We start from the raw sequence: 17,274 nt of genomic DNA on the forward strand, positions 1-17,274 counted from the left end.
CCCTCCTCCGGCACGGCATCGGATTTTCACACCGGATACGGTCAAGCCCGTGTACGTCCGGCGGCCGTCCCGGTGTGGGCCGGCGGTCCCCACCCTTGTCGGCGCGGGCCGTGTCTTTGGCCGAAAATCTTCGACGCTCCTCCGGTCGGCCAGTACATTCCGCGCGATCCGATGCAGGGGCGCCGCCCCGAGAGGGGGAGACGCCCATGGAATTGCGGGAGCACCAGGTCGCGGCCCTGGCCGCGATTCAGGCCGCAGTGGCAGCCGGTGAGAAACGTATGACGGTCGTCTCGGCGTGCGGCACGGGCAAGACGCTGGTCGCCCAGCAAGCCGCGCAGCGGCTGGCACCGCAGGGCACGGTGCTGGTGCTGATGCCGACCAAGGCTCTGGTGGCCCAGACCGTCCGGCGCTGGCGTGAGGCAGGCCGGAGGGGGCCGGTGCTCGCCGTTTGCTCCCTCGGCCAGAAAGAGAGCGGCCTGACCCGAGCGGAGGCGGTGCTGTGCCGCGGCCCCCGGACCGGGCCTCGGACCGTCGCCCGTACCGCCCGCATGGCCGGCCCGGTCACCGTGTTCTCGACCTACGGCTCCCTGCACCACATCCGCGACGCCCAGCTGCACGGGCTGCCGCCCTGGGATCTTGTGATCATCGACGAGGCCCACCGCACGTGCTCCGCGTTCGGAGACGGCTGGGGAACCATCCACGACGACGCCGCCGTCCCCGCCAAGATCCGTCTCTACATGACCGCGACGCCCCGGGTCTGGGGCGCGTCGGCCCCCACCGGGCTTCACCCGCTCATGGAGCGCGCCCCCCTCGCCACGATGGACCACCGTGAGATCTTCGGCCCGACCGTGTTCGAGCTGGGTATGGCCGAGGCCATCGAGCGGGGCCTCCTCGCCGACTACCAGGTCGTGATGCCCGTCGTGGACGACGCCGACCTGCACGACATCCTCGCCGACCGCCGCCCCGCCAACACCGCCCACCACGACGGCGTGCGCAACGGTGCGATCCAGGTCGCGGTCCTGCGCGCGATCGTCGAACACGGGCTGCGCCGCGCCCTGGTCTTCCACAACCGCATCGCTCTCGCGCAAGCCTTCGCCGAGTCCCTGCCGACCACCGCGCAGGAAGCTGGCGAGCAGCTGTATATCGAGGGCCTGTGGTCCCGGGTCATCCATGGCGAACAGCCCGGCGACCGGCGCCGGGACCTGCTGGAGGACTTCGCCGACCCCGACCGCGGGTGCGCGGTGCTGTCCAACGTGCGGGTCCTGAACGAGGGAGTCGACATGCCCGACGTCGACTCCGTCGTCTTCACAGCTCCCCGCTACAGCATCATCGATGCTATCCAGGCCATTGGCCGCGGCCTGCGCCAGCCACCTGGCGCGGGCAAGAAGACCACCCTGGTCATCCCCGTCTACCTCCGCCACGGTCTGGACCCCAGCAACCTGCTGAAAGATTCCGCCTTCGCGAACCTCCTCACCCTCCTGCAGGCCCTGCGTGCCCACGACAGCTCCTTCATGGACCGCATCGCCCTGCCGGCCCGCAGGGAAAGCCGCACGGCACCCGCCCGCGCCACCTACTACGCCCGTCCCGAACAGGCAGCGCAACTTGCCCGCGCCCTTGGCCTGGAGATCACCGTGCCGGCCACCGGCACCTGGGAGGAATCCCGTACCTCCGCCCACCGCTACCGCACCTCCTTCGGACACCTAGACGTTCCCGCGCACTACACCGACCCCGACGGCTTCGCCCTGGGTGAGTGCGTGACCAACCTCCGGCTGCGCCACCTCCTGGGCCGCCTGCCCGCCCAGCACAAACACGCCTTGGACGCACTGGGCATGGTGTGGGCGACCCCGACCCGCAGTTTTGATTCCATGCTCGAACACGCCCGAGCCTGGGCGGCCGAATCCGGCGACCTCTGCGTTCCCGTCAAGAAGAAGAGGGGCGGCCATCCGGTCGGCTCCTGGCTGGCCACCCAGCGCCACAAAGCCAAGACCGGACGGCTCCCGCCCGAGCACCGTCAGGCGCTCGATGCGATCGACCCGGACTGGGATCGGCCCTGGACGGACTGGCGCCGCCGCTATATCCGCGCCAGAACGCTCGTCACCACCACCGGCTGGAGGCCCGCGATACCCTCCACCGCCCCTGGACAAGAGCACCGCCCCATCGTGAACTGGACTTTCGCCCAGCGGGTGACGTTCTTCCAACTTCAGCCCCGCCAACAGGAACTGCTGATCGGCCTGGGCATCCCACCCCTGTGTTACGTCATGCACTACAACCGCGCCTACGACCCCCAACACCACGCCTTCTACGCGGGCCTCGCACACGCCGCGGAGTTCCTCAACCGCGAAGGCCATCTCGACGTCCCCCGCCGCCACAGGGAACCCGCTCCGCCCAGCTATACGGACGTCCCCGCCTTCGCTCTGGGGCAATGGATCCACCAGTGCCGCAAGCACCCGGAAGCCCTCACCCCGGAACAACGCCGCGCCCTCGAAACACTGAGCATGGTCTGGAACCCCGCCCTCCGCGCCCGCAGACGCCCCGGCCCGCCGCCGGCGTGACGCTACGGGCCGTGCGAGAGGGCACCGGGCCAATACCAGAAACCGCCGCACCCTGCCCGCTCGGCTTGCCGGTCACAGATTCACGACACGGCCGAGCGACACCCTCTCCAGCACCTCCTGCGTGATGCGCTCCTCGCCCGAGCGGATCGCGATCTGCGCGGCCTGGCAGATCATCTGGGACAGCGACCGCATGTAGCCGCGGCTACGCGTGTGCAGATACTCGGCCACCTCCCGCAGATCATGCTTCTGGTGCCGGTACAGCACCAACTCCGCATCGAACAGGTCGATGACCCGCGCGAAGACGATCGACTCCTCCGGGCTGAATCCCATCCTGCTCGTACGCAGCACCATGTGGTCGCCCCGCAGTTGCTCTGTGTCGTCCAGCTTGGTGTCGTTGTCCCGTGTGAGGGGGTCGACGATGAACTGGGCACCACGCCCGCAGTAGACGAACGTTGCCCCGGTCTCCTCGCTGATCACATCCAGGTACTGGAAAGCCAGCTCCGCGTCCGCGGCTGTACGCAACCGCTCGATGCCGTCGATGAGGACCAGGAGCGTCCGCGCGTTGCGCATGGCCCGGATCACCGACTCGGTGGGATCCCCGCTCTCCCGCTCCTGGCCCAGGAACCGTGCGAACGCGCCAGGCCAGTTGCGCATGCTGCCGCGTGTCGGCGGGGGCACGGTCAATGCGATGACCGGAATCCGGTTCTCGTCCGGCCCGTACAGCGACGACAGCCGTCGCTCCCAGTGCACTCCGATCGCCTGCAGCAGCGTGCTCTTACCCGTCCCGCGCGGCCCGTCCAGGATGATTCCGGCCTTGCCGTGCCGGCGCTGTTGGTTGGCCATGATCTGCTCGGCCACCAGCCGCTTCGCCTTGGTAATCGCGGGGGTGCTGACCGTGCGTAGATGGCCGTGGAACAGCAGCCGCGGGTCCAGACTGCCGACCTTGGACCCTTCAGGGGCGCTGTCCTCCAGCTTCGGGGCGTGCAGCGCCGACTGGGCGAGCGCCTTCCACGCATGACAGTCCTGCGGCCACGACGGTGTCGGCGGAGCCAGCAGCAACGGCCCGGCCGCGCTGGTGTCGCGCAGCAGCCGTTCTTCCTCGAACGTCAGCTCCATCTTCACGGCGTTCTCTTGTTCATCCGTGTCATGTCCCTTCCGCCACGTCGTCGGCGACGCCATCCTGCGCCTGATCGAACTCGGCGAAGATCTCCTGGTAGCGCTCTTTGAGACTCTCCACGTTGCCTCCCGCCCCGCCAGCACGTGCCCAGGCGTCGAGTGCGGGATCCGGCGCCATCGCATCCTGCTCCCAGTCGATCTCCGCCGGCCCCTCGTCGCCTTTCATCCCGCCGTACAGACCGGTGTCGTCCAGACCGAGAGGATCGCCGTCCGGGTCCGGGACGGCCCCGGGAACCTTCGACCAGTCGATGGGACCGCGCCCCGCGTACGGGTCGAATTCCCGGCGTGGAGCCGGTTCGGGCAGCGGCGTGTAGCCGTCCGGCACCAGCACCCGCCTGGCCTGCTCGGGCCCCCGTTCGGCCCGCTCCAGCAACTCGGCGAGAGCGTGGGCGATCGCCTCCTCGTCCTCGGTGCGCCCGCCGCGCTCCAGATGCTGGGAGACGGCGATGTCCCACAGAAACTGTGTGAACGGCGCCCCGACCACAGGACTGTGCACCCATGTGGCCTCCACCCACCGGTTGGTGCTGTGATCACGCAGCCACACCCGGGACAGGTCGTTGGGGGAGTACCGGACCTCCCAACGCCCCTTCCTCTTACCACGCAGGTCCGATCGCACACGCCGGTAGGGATTCAGCCCTTCGCGCGGATCCCGGGAGGGATGGTCATAGGTGCGGTTGTACAGGCGGATGCCCTGCTCACTTACCCCGACCCAAGCGGTCGGAAGCAGCCGCAGATAATCCTCACGGGTCAGCGGGACCGGTAGATAGCCCTCCACCGCCACGCACGCCGCGTACATCTGGTTCGGCGTCAAATGGGGCAGGTAGGCGTCGTAAGGGTCGGCGAGCTCCGGATGAGGTGTGTTCTGCCACTCCAGGGCGATCCACTGCTGGAGCAGATCGTCGAGCTCGGCAAGCGTCCACAACTGCTCGCCGTCCACGGTCCGCCGCACCCGAACAGGATCCCGGCCGGTGTAGCTGTTCACGTGCTGGCTGAACTTCGACTTGATCGACCCGAAGCTCCGTTCGACGACAGCCTTGTCCTGGCCGGTGCGCTTGCGAGCAGTCCGCACCGAGATACCCAGGTACTCGCAGGCATCGAAGAACGTCCGCCCCGCGAACACCGTTCCGTGGTCGATGATGACCAAGTCGGGAATGATCACCGGCCGCGCCGCAGCATGCGCGAACCGGGGGTCGACGGCCACCAGTTCCTCATACGGCAGGTCTGAGGAACTGGCGTGGACGGCCGCGTCATACCCGGGCCGCATCGGAGCCGGGACCAACGCCTGCGCCAGCAACTCGCAGGCGTCCACCGCTTTCGTCGCCCGCCCCTTGGCACGTGGCGCCGACACCAGGCCGCCCTGGCCGACCGTTCGCTGCCTGCCCCGTCGACCAGGCTGCTTGGGCCGCAGCACCGCGGCGATGATGCTGCGTGTCGCTACGCAGATCGCAAGTGTCAGCTCAACCCGAGCGGGCTGGCCGTCGTCCCCCAGCACCCACACATCCAGATCGGTCGAGTCGATCTGGACCAGCTCGCCCGGCATTGTCGCCTTCGTCACCGAAAACGGCGGCCCCACCCGCGTTCCCGCCGGACGCCCACCCCGCGCAGAGTCCCAGTCCCTGGGATCGATGCCCAGCCGTCCCAGCAGCTTGTACAAGGTCGGCTCTTTCGGGACCTTGACGTTCTCCCCGTGCGCGGCACGCACCACCCTCCGCAGCGACTTGAACAACTTCCGCGCGTCCGACGGCGCATCCACCCGTTGGCGCTGGCGGTCGACCAGCACCAGAAGCTGCTCGACCACGAGCGCGTCGGTCGCCCCGTACAGCCGCCGCCGCTTCGTACTCCGCCCGTCCACGAGATCGACCACGCTGCGCCGCTTGTAGTAGGCGAGCCGCTTGGCCTGCACCGTCTGCCAGGACACCGATCCGCCCAGTACCGCGCTCATCTCGGCCGCCTTGGCCTGGTACCGCTGAATGAACGTTGTCGTCGCCGGATCGAATGCCGGCCGCGGCCGCGCACCCGGCGCCGCCCCAAGCGGCAGCCCGGTCTGCACCTCAATCACCGCGCGCTGCCACCGCCGTGCCGCCACCGCGGCATGGGTCGGAACGCCCTCCAGTTCAGCGAAGTCGGGCATCTCCGACTGGATCAAGGGATGCCCGGCCGCATCGAGCACAGCAAAGTCGTCCGCCGCCGCCAGCACCGACAACAGCACGGCGGCCGGCACCCCGCTGTCGACCACCGGGTCCAGCACCACCGTCATTCCGTCGAGACCGGCCACGTGATACCGGCTGCCGCGCCACCGCACCTCGTCCCCGCGCGCCAACACCCCGCGCGGCGCGCTGCGCACCTTCAGTGACGCCCGCTCCGCCATGGGGGCCGGCCCCGGCCGGTTCACGGCTGCTCTTCTGCGAACGGGCGGCCCATTGCCTGCGGTTCGCCCACAGCCATCGGCGCCACCAGTGAACCAGGGCCCAAGGGGACAGCCCAGTCCACGCCCAAGCGCCGGCTCCACAGCATGTGGTACAAGCGGGGCAAGGCCAGCGAGCGCGGCACCCCGCACCCCTTGACACCCTCCGCCAGCGGCCGCGGCTCCGCGAACGTGTCGGCCAGCGCGGACTCCACGTCCGGACAATGGAAGCGCGGATGCCGCCGCCGCGACACCCACCGCAGATTCGCCAGCGCCGTCCTGTTCGGCAACTGCGGCGTCGCCAGTTGCCAGCCGGCCTGTCCGCACGCCTCGCGACACACGGACATCTGCCGCTCGAACCTCTCGCCCGGCTCCTTCGCCGGCCGGGCGACCACCATCACCGTCGACCCGGAAGCGGTGCGCACGAAGAAGTCCGGCACCAGCCGCCGCTCACGCCCCCGCTCCCGCCAGACCAGCTGCGCCGACCAAGCGCCGAAGTCGACCACACCGGGATGGAAGTCCAACAACATCGCAGTCGACAGCCGATCCAGCGAACGACACCCCACTAGCCGTCGGTTGGTCGCAGCCCACCACCAGGTGACAATGCTGCGCTGTGAGGGATGCCGCGTTGGCTTCCACACTTCACCCCGCTCCGCCAGAGATGCCCCTGCCAACCGGTCCGCCGGCAGGGTCCGGCGCACCCCGTTGGTGTCAAAGTGAAGGACCCGCAACTCTCGTGCCATGACGCCTCCCTGGCATCACGTCGTACTGTCTGCGACGCGCCGCAGACAATGGACAGCCAGACCAATAGCACAACGACCACCGCGCCGGAGCGGCAGACAATGCGATCCAGACAGCCGTGCTGCCCGTCGCGGTACCGGTGCAAACGACCGATCCGAGATGCTGGTCCTCGCGTTGGTGCAGCCCGACAGCATTCAGGGCATCGTGCCCTCGTCCGTCCTGGAACACGGCCTGCCTCCGACACTCCACGGACACGATCGCTGCAATCTCACGCTCTCTATGCAGCCAAGCGATTCCAAGTGCTCGTCCACCCCCATCGAAGAACTCTTACGTTCGAAGCCACACCCCCGAGAGATCGAGTCACTGCCCTGTCGCGACTCGTCATCGGGCGAGTGGGGCAGGCGACGAAGAGAGCGCCCACCGCACGTCTCCGGAGACAGCCTCGAACGTCCATGACCGCAAGAACCTCGTGTCGACCAACAGGTCAAGAAAATTGTGCAGTTGAGGCAGGGCAAGACCGGACAGGCGGCCGAGCATGTCTTGATCCACGGCGGCGTCAGCAGAGTCGACGGTGAGATGCGCGCCGAGCACCAGCGCGAGCAGCCTGGGGGCCGTGCCGAGCAGGCGGAGCTGACGCCCTGCGCATACACGCAGAGCCCAGTCGGCTGCCCGGGCCCGGCTGTGCCGTCCGGGCGCCTGCGTACGCACGGTGGGACCCAGCAGCTGCGCGGCAAATCCCCGCTGCCGCCGCTCTGGCTGTACGGCCTGGAGGCACAGCCAACCTGCCGATTCCAGCGCTTGATGAGGGGCGGCATCCGAACCCAGCCGCATACCGCGCACCAGGCCGGTGGGGATGCGTACGTCGCCGCTGCAGGTCGAGCGCAGAGCGCACTGCAACGCGAGCAAGCGGGCAGCCGCGGACGCTCCTGAGGGAAGGACGACAGAGAGGTAGCTGAGCATCTCGCGCACTCGAACCTCTTCAGCAAGACCGTTCGGCCGGCGGCGCCGGGACGGGAAGGCGGAGGGCGCGCTGTGCGGTGCATTGTCCGGAACGACCGCCGCGTGTTCGGTGGCCCCCGCGCATGCGGCACAGGTATCGGCGAGGCGCCACTGACGGCCGCCGCGCTCCCAGGCCAGGACGAGCAGGATGCCCCCGGCGCAGCCGCGATGCCTCGGGTGCCACCTGCAGCCGCGCGCGTGGCACTGACAGGTGCGCAAATGGGCGGGCAACGCGTCGCGGCGCGCGTGCTGGGCCAGATGCGCCATCACCTCCTGCGCCGAGGAACGAACGGGCGCGGTGCCAGATGAAGGGCACCTCGAGCAGACGAGCACGGCACCGCCGCGCTCGGGGCGTAGCTCCACCATCCAGGTGCGTTGCACTGGCTGCATCGTGCACTGCCTCATGGGGCGCGTCCTCCTCCGTCTTCCTCGCCGTATTGCCAATGAGTCCGTACCTCCCGCCAGGGCGAGACGGGTGAACGCACCGTAGTGCAGACCTCTGCACTACGGTGCGGTGTGGTGACCTGCGGAAATAGGGCAGAAGTCTGCACTGACAGGGCAGGTGTCTGCACCTTCGGATGGTGGAGTGACAAGCTTCCCGCCCGACCCGAACCTCACCGCCCTCCGCCTGGAGCTGGCCCGGCTGAGGAGCGAGCGCGGCTGGACCTACGACGAACTCGCCGACCGTACCGGCCTGGCCAGGCGCACTCTCATCGAAATTGAGCAGGGCCGAACCGTCGGATCGCTCAAGACCTGGCACGCCATCGCCCACGCCTTCGGCGTCCCCGTCGACCACCTCATCGCCCGCCTCTGCGAAGGCCACGAGCCGCCGGTCGACCCCACCGCCTGACGTCCAGGTCCCATCGCGGAGAGATCACCCGATCCAGTCCGCAGGTGGAACGCACGTGCGATGAATCGCACGTGCGTTCCGTAATGTTGGGCCGTTCGCGGGACACTCCGGCACGTTCCCCGCAGTCCGGGCGTGTCCTTTGGCACCTTCGCGGCCATGTGCTCCGCCACGGCCTCATCCGGCCGCAGATGGGACGGCGCCCCCGTCCGCCCCTCATGCTCCCGCGCCCTGCGCGTCACCCACGACAGCCCCACCCGTCTTGTCCGCAATGCGCAGCTCGGACACTGCCGCGACTGCGGGAACAGCATCGACCGGTACCCACGGGCGGACGCTGCCCACGGCGTCCGCGTTGTCCCCCTCCACCCCCAGGAGGTCCCCGCCGCGGCCATCCCGGTCACCGCCCGCTGGCACGTCAGCTCGGGCACCGCTCACCCCTCCCACGACGGCACTCCCTGGTGCCGAATCCCGCACACCGCCCTGTGCCCCGGACGCCCCGCCCCCGCAGCCCTCACCCCACAGATCACCACGCTGCGCCGCCACCTGGCCCTGCACACCCGACGCCTGATCAACAATGGCGCCTTCACGCCCCCGGCCGCCTCGTCCCCATCATCGCCCACCGCCCCCTGCGGGCATGCAAAGCCCGTCGTCCGTCTTCTGTGCTCCCGCTATCTCGCCCCGCACCCGATCGACACCATCCGATGCGTTTCACAGACCCGACAACGCCATCGCTGCACCCGCCCGGTCCTCGACCCCAGCACCCCCAGCGGAACCTGGACACTTCGCCCTGGACCAATCCCAGAACTGCACCCCTTTTCCCCGGCGAGCCTGATGGCCGTCTACGACCTCACCCACCTGCCCTACACGGAGCAACTGCGATGGCTCCACCAGCACTGCCCTGACCACGCCACCTCAACGGCAGTCGACCTCAGCCTCGCCGAATGGGAGCCCTTCGACCCCGTCCTGCACCGCCAGCACATCCATCCCCGCCTGCCCCGCCCACAAGCACCACCACCGCATGCGACTCTGCCCAGCGTGCCGCGTTCCACCACACACCACCGACCCACGGAGCCTCCCCGGTGCTGACCCTCACAGACGAACAGACCTCTGCAGCTGACAGGTTTCACGCTGGCGACCACCTCGCTCTCCAAGCAGGCGCAGGCACCGGCAAGACCAGCACCCTGGCACTCTTGGCCCACCGCACCCACCGCACCGGCCGCTATCTCGCTTACAACAAGGCCATCGCCCAGGACGCTGCCGCGCGCTTCCCCGCAACGGTCACCTGCAGGACCGCCCACGCCCTTGCTTACGCCGCGATCGGTCACCGCTACCGCACCCGCCTCAACGGGCCCCGCCAGCCCAGCTGGAAAACCGGGCACGACCTTGGCATCACAAAAACCATCCGTATCGGGGACAGGAACCTCTCACCCCGCGTCCTGTCCTACGCGACCCTGCGTACCGTCACCCGCTTCTGCCACTCCGCGGACCCAGCCCTCACAGACCACCACGTTCCCAGACTGCGGAGCCTCGAAGGCGCCAACTATCACAGCCAGTTGGTCGCCACTGTCATGCCTTTCGCCCGCAAGGCATGGGCTGACCTCCAGAACCCCGATGCTGGCGCTGCCCGCTTCGATCACGACCACTACCTCAAAATCTGGGCACTGACCGATCCGAAGATCTCCGCGGACTTTCTCCTCCTCGACGAAGCCCAGGACACCAACCCTGTCGTCGAGCAAGTGTTCAACGCCCAACGAGACCACGCCCAGCTCGTCATGGTCGGAGACTCAGCCCAGGCCATCTATCAGTGGCGAGGCGCCCGCGATGTCATGACCGCCTTCCAGGGCACGACTCTCACGCTGTCCAAGTCCTTCCGCTTCGGCCCCATGCTCGCTACCGAAGCCAACCGCTGGCTCCGCATCGCCGACGCGCCCCTGCGCCTGGCAGGCACCGAGGCGATCCCCACCGGCCTGGGAACGGTTGAACACCCGGACGCCATCCTCTGCCGCACCAACGTCGGCGCCATGCGCGAAGTCATGCAACTACTCGAGGCAGGACACCGCGTAGCCCTGACCGGGGGAGGCGCATCCCTGAGAGCGCTGGCCCGTGCGGCCGATGACCTCAAAGACGGCCGACGCACCTCCCACCCAGAGCTGCTCCTCTTCCCCACCTGGGGCGACCTGCAGGACTATGCAGCAAACGACCCTGCCGGCGGAGACCTTCAGCCACTCGTCGATCTCGTCGACGCCCACGGAACCGGCGCCATCCTCAACGCCGTCCACCGCCTCGACAGTGAAAACACCGCCCACGTCACCGTCTCGACCGCGCACAAGGCCAAGGGCCGAGAATGGAGCAGGGTCAAGATCGCCGACGACTTTACTCCGCCCCGCGACAGCGAGGAGAAAGACAGGAACGGTGAGCCCATCCCGGGCCGCATCGACGAAGCCGAAGCCCGACTCGCCTACGTCGCCGTGACCCGCGCCCGACACCAACTCGACCTTGGCGGACTGGCATGGATCAACACGCATCCCGATGGGACGTCACCGCAGAACCAGCTATGACTCCCTTTTGGGGCGAGGGTCCCTAAGGCCCTTGACCCCTGATGTTGAACACACGAGACACTGGATCCTGAGGACGGACATCTCGTGGTCATGAAGAACTATCCGCCGGAGTGGCTGCGGCGCCCCGGACGGCGATTTAATTGCCTCGCTGGTCAGGGCGCCCGGGTTGGCCACCCACGGTGGGCTATCACCGCACAGGCTCTGGCGCCACCGACCGGGCGGGTCGGCTCAGCTCTCGTTCACGTCATCGCTCTCAGCCGCTGCCCCGACGGGGAAGAACCCGAAGCGGTGGTCATCGGGGTCTCGGCTGAACATGTACACCTGCGCCTCCTGGGCGATGTCGGTGGGCGGGTCGGTGTTCTCCACGACGATCGCCTGGCCGGTGAATCGGTGGAGCAGGTCGCGGTAGAAGTAGTCGCTGACGCTGTCGGGCAAGTTCTCGTCGTCGGTACGCCGCGCGGCGACGGGCTGCCGGTAGGTGACCAGAGGGGAATCGAGGATAACGAACCCGGGATGGAGGTGCTCCTCGCCAAGGCAGTAGTCGGCCAGACCGACGGCGAATGCGGCGTGGAGAACCGCCCGCATGCCCTTGCCGTGGCCGGCGCGGCCACGGTCGCCCACGAACAGTTCCGCGGTGTACTGGTCGTAGGACACGCTGCGCATTTGGACGTGCCAGGCCTGAAGGGCCCGCTCGATGGCGCGGTCGAACGCCGCGACGGCGCCGGCGGGGATGCTGCCTGTAGGGCGCCCGCCGGGCACAGCACCGTCCGCGACCAGCTGGTCGCGGACTTCCTGAAGCTCTAGGATCCGCTGGTGGAGGCCGAGTTCCTTCTCGACTCGGGAACGAGCGGCCATCGCTTCCGAGGCCAGGTGCTCGACGGGGAGCAGTTCTTCTGTGATGCGGGCGATCTCGAGATCGGCTTGCTCGGCCTGCGTGGCGCAGGTCTCGCGCTGTCCGGCGACGTCCTCGCGCTGGCCCTGGAGATCGTCGATGGTCAGTCGCAGGTCGGACAGCAGATGACGGGTTTTGCCGTTCTCGGCTGCGACCGCGGCGTGCAGGGCGGTCGTCTCCTGATCGTGCTCTGCCGTCTGGTGCTCTGGATCGGCACCGCAGAAGACACACGCCCCGGTGCGGAAGTACCCCAGGAGGTTGCCTGCCTCACTGACCATGGCCAGGCGAGCAAGGTCGGACTCGTACTGGCTGCGCAGGAGCCCGAACCGTCCGAGAAGGTCGTCGATCTCCGCCAGGCGCTGGTCATACTGGCCGAGCGCGATGGCAACGTCCGCCCGGCGCCCCGCGGCGGCCGCGTGCCGCAGGGTGATCTCGCGCAAGGAACTCGCGACGGTGTCCTGGTGGGCGAGCAACCGGTGCAGCTGCGCTGCAAGCTCGCCCTCGTTGCCGCCGTCTGGATCGAGCTGGCGCTGCAGGTCGAGGATCAGTTCGTCCAGCAGCCCGATCTTGCCCTTCTGCAGCCGCCGCTGGGCAGCGTTCGGCCGGGCGTCGGTCACCGGCTCTCCCTGGCCGGTCAGAAGCAGCTTCAGAACCGATCTGAGGGCGGTCTGCCCGCTGGTGCCGGTGGAGCGCAGGACCGGCGGAACCTTCGACACCATCCGCGTCTCGCTGATGAGACACAGGTGCAACAAATCACGGAACCCCACCAGCTTGGTGCCGCCGGTGTCGTTCGTCGCGATCAGCGTGCCCTCGAGCCCGAGCTTCTCCAGCAGATAACGGGAAATGTTCTTCGAGCCCCTGGCGCTCACACTCAGCTCGAGGTCCGGTGCCCGGTAGACCAAGTCCCGAACATCCTCGTCGAAGACATGGATCCGGCTTGCCTGAGGGCCACGCATGAGCGTGATGACACTGCCGTCGGGCAGAGCAAGGCCGAGGAGGATCTGCGAGTACCCCTCGGCCTCGGGGATGAGGTCGAGCTTGCGCGCGCCCAGCATGTAGTCGATCGCCTCGGTGACGAACGACTTGCCGGTGTCCGAGGCGCCGTAGATGACAGTCAGCTTCTCGCCGAAGACGACCTGTGCCCGCTCCCGGCCGGAGCCGGCGAACGTCAGGTGCAGGAGCCGGATGCTAGGCATGGTCACTTCCCGAAGGCGGCAGTTGTGAATCGAAATCTCGGACCCACCGGTCGGTGATGGCCCTCGTCGCAGCACGCACATCCAGTCCGGAGGACGACCGGGCGGCGATTACCCACGCGGCCCGGTCCCTAAGAGCGGCGACGTAAGGAGCTTCAAGGAGGTCGACGAAACCAGGCCCCTCCTCGCTCGCCCGATACAGCAGTCCTTCCTCACCAGCCTCCACGTCGGCCAGCCCGGCCCGCATCAACACGCGCAGGCCCTGCTCGATCAGATGACGCCGCATCGCCAGCTCGCCCGGCCCCGCCGGCAGCGTGGGATGGAGACTGGGCGGACCGTTCAGCTCACCGCTGTGCAGCATGACGTGATCCAGGTACACCAGCTCGGCCAGGTCCAGCGGCTCGGGGAACCTGGCCGTGAGCAGGACCAGGGCGCGCATGCCGACTTCGAGCGGACTGTTCAGAGGATTCACAGCTCCTCCTGCACCCACGTGAGACGGTCCTCATTGGCGAGCTGGTGGCAAATCCCCTTACGGTCCTCGGGCTTCACATAGTGGATCAGCACATTGGGCCCCAGCGGCATGTCCCGCGCGGCGGCGAGCACGCCCTTCAACCGCGCGTATCCGGTGGGGAAGTCGTCCTCCTCCACCTCCGAGACACCGCTGTACACATCGCTCTGCAGGGACTCGAACGTCCCCTCAGGCACGCTGTCACGGGCGAACATGCGCAGCTGCTCGGCGCAGTAGAACGCCTCCCGCTGCCGCCGAAGGTTCGGTCCCGCTCTGTGATGGGCGTGTGCCTCGGCCGGGGAGCTTGGCGAGCACCCCCACTTCTCGTAGTAGACATCCAGCAGCTGCTGGATGTACCGGGTCTCCTTCGGTGCATGCTCGGGCGGCGCCGCGGGGATGGCGGGCCGGTCGGGCAGGCGCGTGCCGAACCGTCTGACATGCTGCGGCGTCCTGGAATGCACCTCCAGGATCCTGTCGAGGTTGCCGGCCTCGAACCGGGAGAAGTCCGACCGGCTTGCCAGGTCCAGCGCTCGCTGCAGGGGATCCTCACCGTACTCCTTGTCCAGCTTCTCCATGTTCTTCGCCACCCACTCGAAGAACCCCGTCCGAAGAGCTGACGGCTTTGTAAGAAGTTGCGCGAACGACCCCCCGATCTTCGGAGCGACGAAGACGTACCGCTCAGGCAGCACCTTGTACTTCTGCTTGGCCACCGCAGAGTGGATCTTGAGGATCTCCGGGTACGCGGTAGCGGCGCCGATGGCCTTGCCGTAGTGCTTGCACTGGAAGCAGTGCCAAGGACCGTCGGTCTTGTCCCTGGTCAGGAACGCGGCGATGTCCGCACCCCCGTCGTTGGCTCCCCCCATGCCTACCACGTCCACGTACTCGGCCTCCTTGAGCGCGCTCACCCACTCGTAGACGAACTCCTCCCACTGGTCAGCCGAGTGGTGTACCAGGATCTGCTTGGGCGTCAGCGTGGGCGGCATGGCCATCATGGGGGCCACCACTGTCACTGGCGTCTGCGCAGGCTTGGGTAGCTCATGAAAGAGAGGCTCAGCATGGAACGCAGAGAACCGCTCCGACGTGCTCATCGACCCCCCGGTCGTACATGAAACGGAACCCTGACCCCGATGTTCCTACCACCAGTCACTACGCCATGGACAGAGGAAGTTCAGCCAGCAACAGCCGAAAATGTCACCTACGCACCCTCTTCGTCTGCTATCAGCAACTCCGGGTGGGATTCCGCCCCCCGTTCTTCAGACGGCCTTGGCCAGGTCATTGCGGGCGCAGACTTCGGTGACCTGCACTATGCCGCCACTTAGCAGTAGTACAGGTGTGGGGGACACCCCACCTATCGGGCCACGTCCCGCTGTGGTGCACGGCTTCGCCCGCCCGCGTCGGTGTTGCGCTGGCGTCCTGATGGCGGCGGGCGAGGTGGAAGGCGCCCACGGACCAGGCAGGGCACCACGTTGTCGGGCAGATCTCGGCATCGGTGACGATCTTGCGGATTGCGACGCGAAGCACGGTCCGGTGCACGACGATGGAGGCAGGTCCGTCAACAAGGCGGCGTGCAGTTTAGTCACAGGAGGCTTGGGTGCGGGTAGAGGTGCGGGTGCAGTCGGATGCGAGGGAACTGCGTTCGTTGCACGGGTGGCTTCGTTCGGACCCGGACGTGCGCCGGACTGCTGTGACCGAGGTGCAGGGGAGCGCGCCCCGGCCCGGGGAGATGGGCACGGCACTTGACGTGCTGGAGTTGGTGACGGGGAACGGATGGAGCGCGGCATCGTTCGTACTGACGCTAGTGGCATGGCGTCAGACCCGGCCGCAGCGGCCCCGGGTGGAGATACGCCACGGTGACACGGTCATCATCCTCACCGACTGCTCGCCCGAGGAGATCGAGCGGGCAACCACAGCACTGAACAATGCCGCTGACGAGGAGGACGGCGACCGGTGAGCGTCCTGCCTGACCCGGGGGCCTCACGGGCTGTGCTCATCGGAACGAGCCGATACGACCACCTTGAGCAGCTGCCTGCCGTCTCGAACAATCTGACCGCCCTAGCCGAACTCCTGGGCGGCCCGCTGTCCCTGCGGATTCCAGCCTCGCACCTGGCCGTCGTCGAGAACCCGCCCACCCCATCCGCTGTGATGGAACCGCTGCGCCAGGCGGCTGCAGAGGCCACCGACACTCTGATCGTCTACTACGCCGGCCACGGACTCATCGACCCTCACGACACGCTCGCTCTGGCCATGCCGCACACGCAGCCGGACCACATCGAGACCAGCCTGGACTACGACTGGCTGCGCCAGACCCTCCTGAACTCCCGTGCACAGCGGCACATCGTCCTCCTCGACTGCTGCTACAGCGGCCTCGCCCTCGGCAGGATGAGCGGCCCCCAGGGCCTGGCCGACCACGCCGCAGTCGAAGGCACCTTCCTCCTCGCTGCTTCCGCCGAGACCCGCACCGCCCTCGCCCCAATCGGCGACACCCATACGGCTTTCACCGGGGCACTCCTCGAGACGCTGAGCCACGGCATCCCTGGAGGCCCACCCCTGCTCGACCTGGAGACGGTCTATCTGCACCTGCGCCGGACTCTGGAGGCCCGGGCGCATCCCGTGCCGCAGGCCAGGAACCGCAACAGCGGTTCCCGCGTGGCGCTGGGACGCAACCAATCGGACCTTCCCGCCGCACCGCTCGCTGGCGCAGCCGACCCCAGGCAGCCGGACTATCGCCTGTGGCCCGACCCGTCTGCGATCAGCACCGTCATCGGCTTCTTCACGAACCTCGCCACCGTGCGGGAAGTCAGCGGACTGACCCAACGGGAGGTCAGCACCCGCTCAGCCGGACGTATCTCCACAGGGACGATCAGCAAACTGGTCAACGGCGACACGCTCCCCACCACTTGGACCAGCACAGCCGCTTACCTGTCCGCCTGCGGCGTCCCCGACGACCAGATCCAGCTTTGGCACGGAGCCTGGCAGGAACTACGCCGCAACGCGCCTGCGGCACAAGAGCGCACCGCTACGCCCGGCGGAGGCACCGCTGAGGCCGGGAAGGCGCGGCGGCGGCTCTCCGCCCTCTGGCGCGGCCGCGGTCACTGACCAGGGTCAGCCGGGGCCGATACTCCGGACGGGCGGGGCTGAGGCATCTTCTCCGTGTCGCCGGAGTCGTTCCCGACCAGGGTGTTCCACCCGGCGATGGCCACGACGCAGAGCACCAGGACCACGCCCGCAGACGGCTTCTTCCACCCACTGGACGCCGAGGAGGGCTTCACGTAGTGCCTGGCCCGGTAGTACCCCTTGCGCTGCTGTGCCACGGCTCCACGTCCCCCGCCCTGACCGATTGACTGACTGACGCAAGTCTTCCAGCAGTGCTCCGGCTCCGCTCTCGAACGGCCAGGCACGTCCGA

14 protein-coding genes are annotated in these 17,274 nt (G+C 68.1%); 6 read left to right on the top strand and 8 right to left on the bottom strand.

All coding sequences use genetic code 11. The annotated features are described in order from the left end of the window. The first annotated feature begins 206 nt into the window (after positions 1 to 206). Positions 207 to 2,552: a Helicase associated domain protein gene (locus ACWDZ4_RS28410; RefSeq protein ID WP_451511239.1), complete on the top strand. Its 2,346-nt coding sequence runs from the start codon at positions 207 to 209 to the stop codon at positions 2,550 to 2,552. A gap of 72 nt (positions 2,553 to 2,624) precedes the next feature. On the opposite strand, the gene ACWDZ4_RS28415 is transcribed toward ACWDZ4_RS28410, so the two are convergent. The 4 genes from ACWDZ4_RS28415 to ACWDZ4_RS28430 all read right to left on the bottom strand — a co-directional run bounded on the left by ACWDZ4_RS28415 (position 2,625) and on the right by ACWDZ4_RS28430 (position 8,139). Beyond that, positions 2,625 to 3,668 carry an ATP-binding protein gene (locus ACWDZ4_RS28415; RefSeq protein WP_451511265.1) on the bottom strand — a complete coding sequence of 348 codons (1,044 nt, stop codon included), beginning with the start codon at positions 3,666 to 3,668 and terminating at the stop codon, positions 2,625 to 2,627. Between the two features lie 28 nt (positions 3,669 to 3,696). Then, a complete protein-coding gene (locus tag ACWDZ4_RS28420; protein WP_451511240.1) occupies positions 3,697 to 6,096 on the bottom strand; it encodes an integrase in 2,400 nt (799 codons plus the stop codon). A 20-nt stretch (positions 6,097 to 6,116) separates the two neighbouring features. Continuing rightward, entirely contained in the window at positions 6,117 to 6,875 is a 759-nt protein-coding gene (locus tag ACWDZ4_RS28425) for a TnsA-like heteromeric transposase endonuclease subunit (protein ID WP_451511241.1), read from the bottom strand. 379 nt (positions 6,876 to 7,254) lie between these two features. Beyond that, a complete protein-coding gene (locus ACWDZ4_RS28430) occupies positions 7,255 to 8,139 on the bottom strand; it encodes a hypothetical protein (protein WP_451511242.1) in 885 nt (294 codons plus the stop codon). 319 nt (positions 8,140 to 8,458) lie between these two features. Here ACWDZ4_RS28430 and ACWDZ4_RS28435 point away from each other — a divergent pair, with 319 nt between their 5' ends. From ACWDZ4_RS28435 to ACWDZ4_RS28445, 3 genes are all read left to right on the top strand, one after another. After that, the gene (locus tag ACWDZ4_RS28435) at positions 8,459 to 8,722 is read left to right on the top strand and encodes a helix-turn-helix transcriptional regulator (RefSeq protein WP_451511243.1); all 264 of its coding nucleotides are present in this window, start codon (positions 8,459 to 8,461) and stop codon (positions 8,720 to 8,722) included. Positions 8,723 to 8,878: 156 nt separating this feature from the next. Then, positions 8,879 to 9,805: a DUF6083 domain-containing protein gene (locus ACWDZ4_RS28440; RefSeq protein WP_451511266.1), complete on the top strand. Its 927-nt coding sequence runs from the start codon at positions 8,879 to 8,881 to the stop codon at positions 9,803 to 9,805. Then, on the top strand, positions 9,802 to 11,277 hold the full coding sequence (locus tag ACWDZ4_RS28445) for a UvrD-helicase domain-containing protein (RefSeq protein ID WP_451511267.1): 1,476 nt from the start codon (positions 9,802 to 9,804) through the stop codon (positions 11,275 to 11,277). Before ACWDZ4_RS28440 ends, ACWDZ4_RS28445 begins: the two co-directional genes overlap by 4 nt. A 228-nt stretch (positions 11,278 to 11,505) precedes the next feature. On the opposite strand, the gene ACWDZ4_RS28450 is transcribed toward ACWDZ4_RS28445, so the two are convergent. Genes ACWDZ4_RS28450 through ACWDZ4_RS28460 form a run of 3 tightly spaced genes read right to left on the bottom strand, consistent with a single transcriptional unit; the run spans position 11,506 to position 14,958 of the window. After that, positions 11,506 to 13,365 (bottom strand): hypothetical protein, encoded by a 1,860-nt coding sequence (locus ACWDZ4_RS28450; protein WP_451511244.1) that lies wholly within the window; start codon positions 13,363 to 13,365, stop codon positions 11,506 to 11,508. After that, positions 13,358 to 13,834, bottom strand: a complete 477-nt coding sequence (locus tag ACWDZ4_RS28455; RefSeq protein WP_329538623.1) for an ABC-three component system middle component 2 — start codon at positions 13,832 to 13,834, stop codon at positions 13,358 to 13,360. Before ACWDZ4_RS28455 ends, ACWDZ4_RS28450 begins: the two co-directional genes overlap by 8 nt. Next, complete coding sequence (locus tag ACWDZ4_RS28460; protein WP_451511245.1) at positions 13,831 to 14,958, bottom strand: ABC-three component system protein; 1,128 nt, start codon at positions 14,956 to 14,958, stop codon at positions 13,831 to 13,833. Before ACWDZ4_RS28460 ends, ACWDZ4_RS28455 begins: the two co-directional genes overlap by 4 nt. 521 nt (positions 14,959 to 15,479) lie before the next feature. On the opposite strand from ACWDZ4_RS28460, the gene ACWDZ4_RS28465 reads away from it, so the two are divergent. Then, positions 15,480 to 15,821: an effector-associated constant component EACC1 gene (locus ACWDZ4_RS28465; RefSeq protein ID WP_451511268.1), complete on the top strand. Its 342-nt coding sequence runs from the start codon at positions 15,480 to 15,482 to the stop codon at positions 15,819 to 15,821. Next, a complete protein-coding gene (locus ACWDZ4_RS28470; protein ID WP_451511246.1) occupies positions 15,818 to 16,966 on the top strand; it encodes a caspase, EACC1-associated type in 1,149 nt (382 codons plus the stop codon). Before ACWDZ4_RS28465 ends, ACWDZ4_RS28470 begins: the two co-directional genes overlap by 4 nt. On the opposite strand, the gene ACWDZ4_RS28475 is transcribed toward ACWDZ4_RS28470, so the two are convergent. Further along, positions 16,960 to 17,181: a hypothetical protein gene (locus tag ACWDZ4_RS28475; protein ID WP_451511247.1), complete on the bottom strand. Its 222-nt coding sequence runs from the start codon at positions 17,179 to 17,181 to the stop codon at positions 16,960 to 16,962. The two genes, ACWDZ4_RS28470 and ACWDZ4_RS28475, sit on opposite strands and share 7 nt — an antisense overlap. Positions 17,182 to 17,274 lie beyond the last annotated feature (93 nt).

Source organism: Streptomyces sp. NPDC003016 (assembly GCF_053591455.1).

What these genes read in the sequence shown, in the direction of transcription:
- ACWDZ4_RS28410 (WP_451511239.1), top strand. Translation starts at nt 207, where the DNA reads ATGGAATTGCGGGAGCACCAGGTCGCGGCCCTGGCCGCGATTCAGGCC.
- ACWDZ4_RS28415 (WP_451511265.1), bottom strand. Translation starts at nt 3,668, where the DNA reads ATGGAGCTGACGTTCGAGGAAGAACGGCTGCTGCGCGACACCAGCGCG.
- ACWDZ4_RS28420 (WP_451511240.1), bottom strand. Translation starts at nt 6,096, where the DNA reads ATGGCGGAGCGGGCGTCACTGAAGGTGCGCAGCGCGCCGCGCGGGGTG.
- ACWDZ4_RS28425 (WP_451511241.1), bottom strand. Translation starts at nt 6,875, where the DNA reads ATGGCACGAGAGTTGCGGGTCCTTCACTTTGACACCAACGGGGTGCGC.
- ACWDZ4_RS28430 (WP_451511242.1), bottom strand. Translation starts at nt 8,139, where the DNA reads ATGGCGCATCTGGCCCAGCACGCGCGCCGCGACGCGTTGCCCGCCCAT.
- ACWDZ4_RS28440 (WP_451511266.1), top strand. Translation starts at nt 8,879, where the DNA reads ATGTGCTCCGCCACGGCCTCATCCGGCCGCAGATGGGACGGCGCCCCC.
- ACWDZ4_RS28450 (WP_451511244.1), bottom strand. Translation starts at nt 13,365, where the DNA reads ATGCCTAGCATCCGGCTCCTGCACCTGACGTTCGCCGGCTCCGGCCGG.
- ACWDZ4_RS28460 (WP_451511245.1), bottom strand. Translation starts at nt 14,958, where the DNA reads ATGAGCACGTCGGAGCGGTTCTCTGCGTTCCATGCTGAGCCTCTCTTT.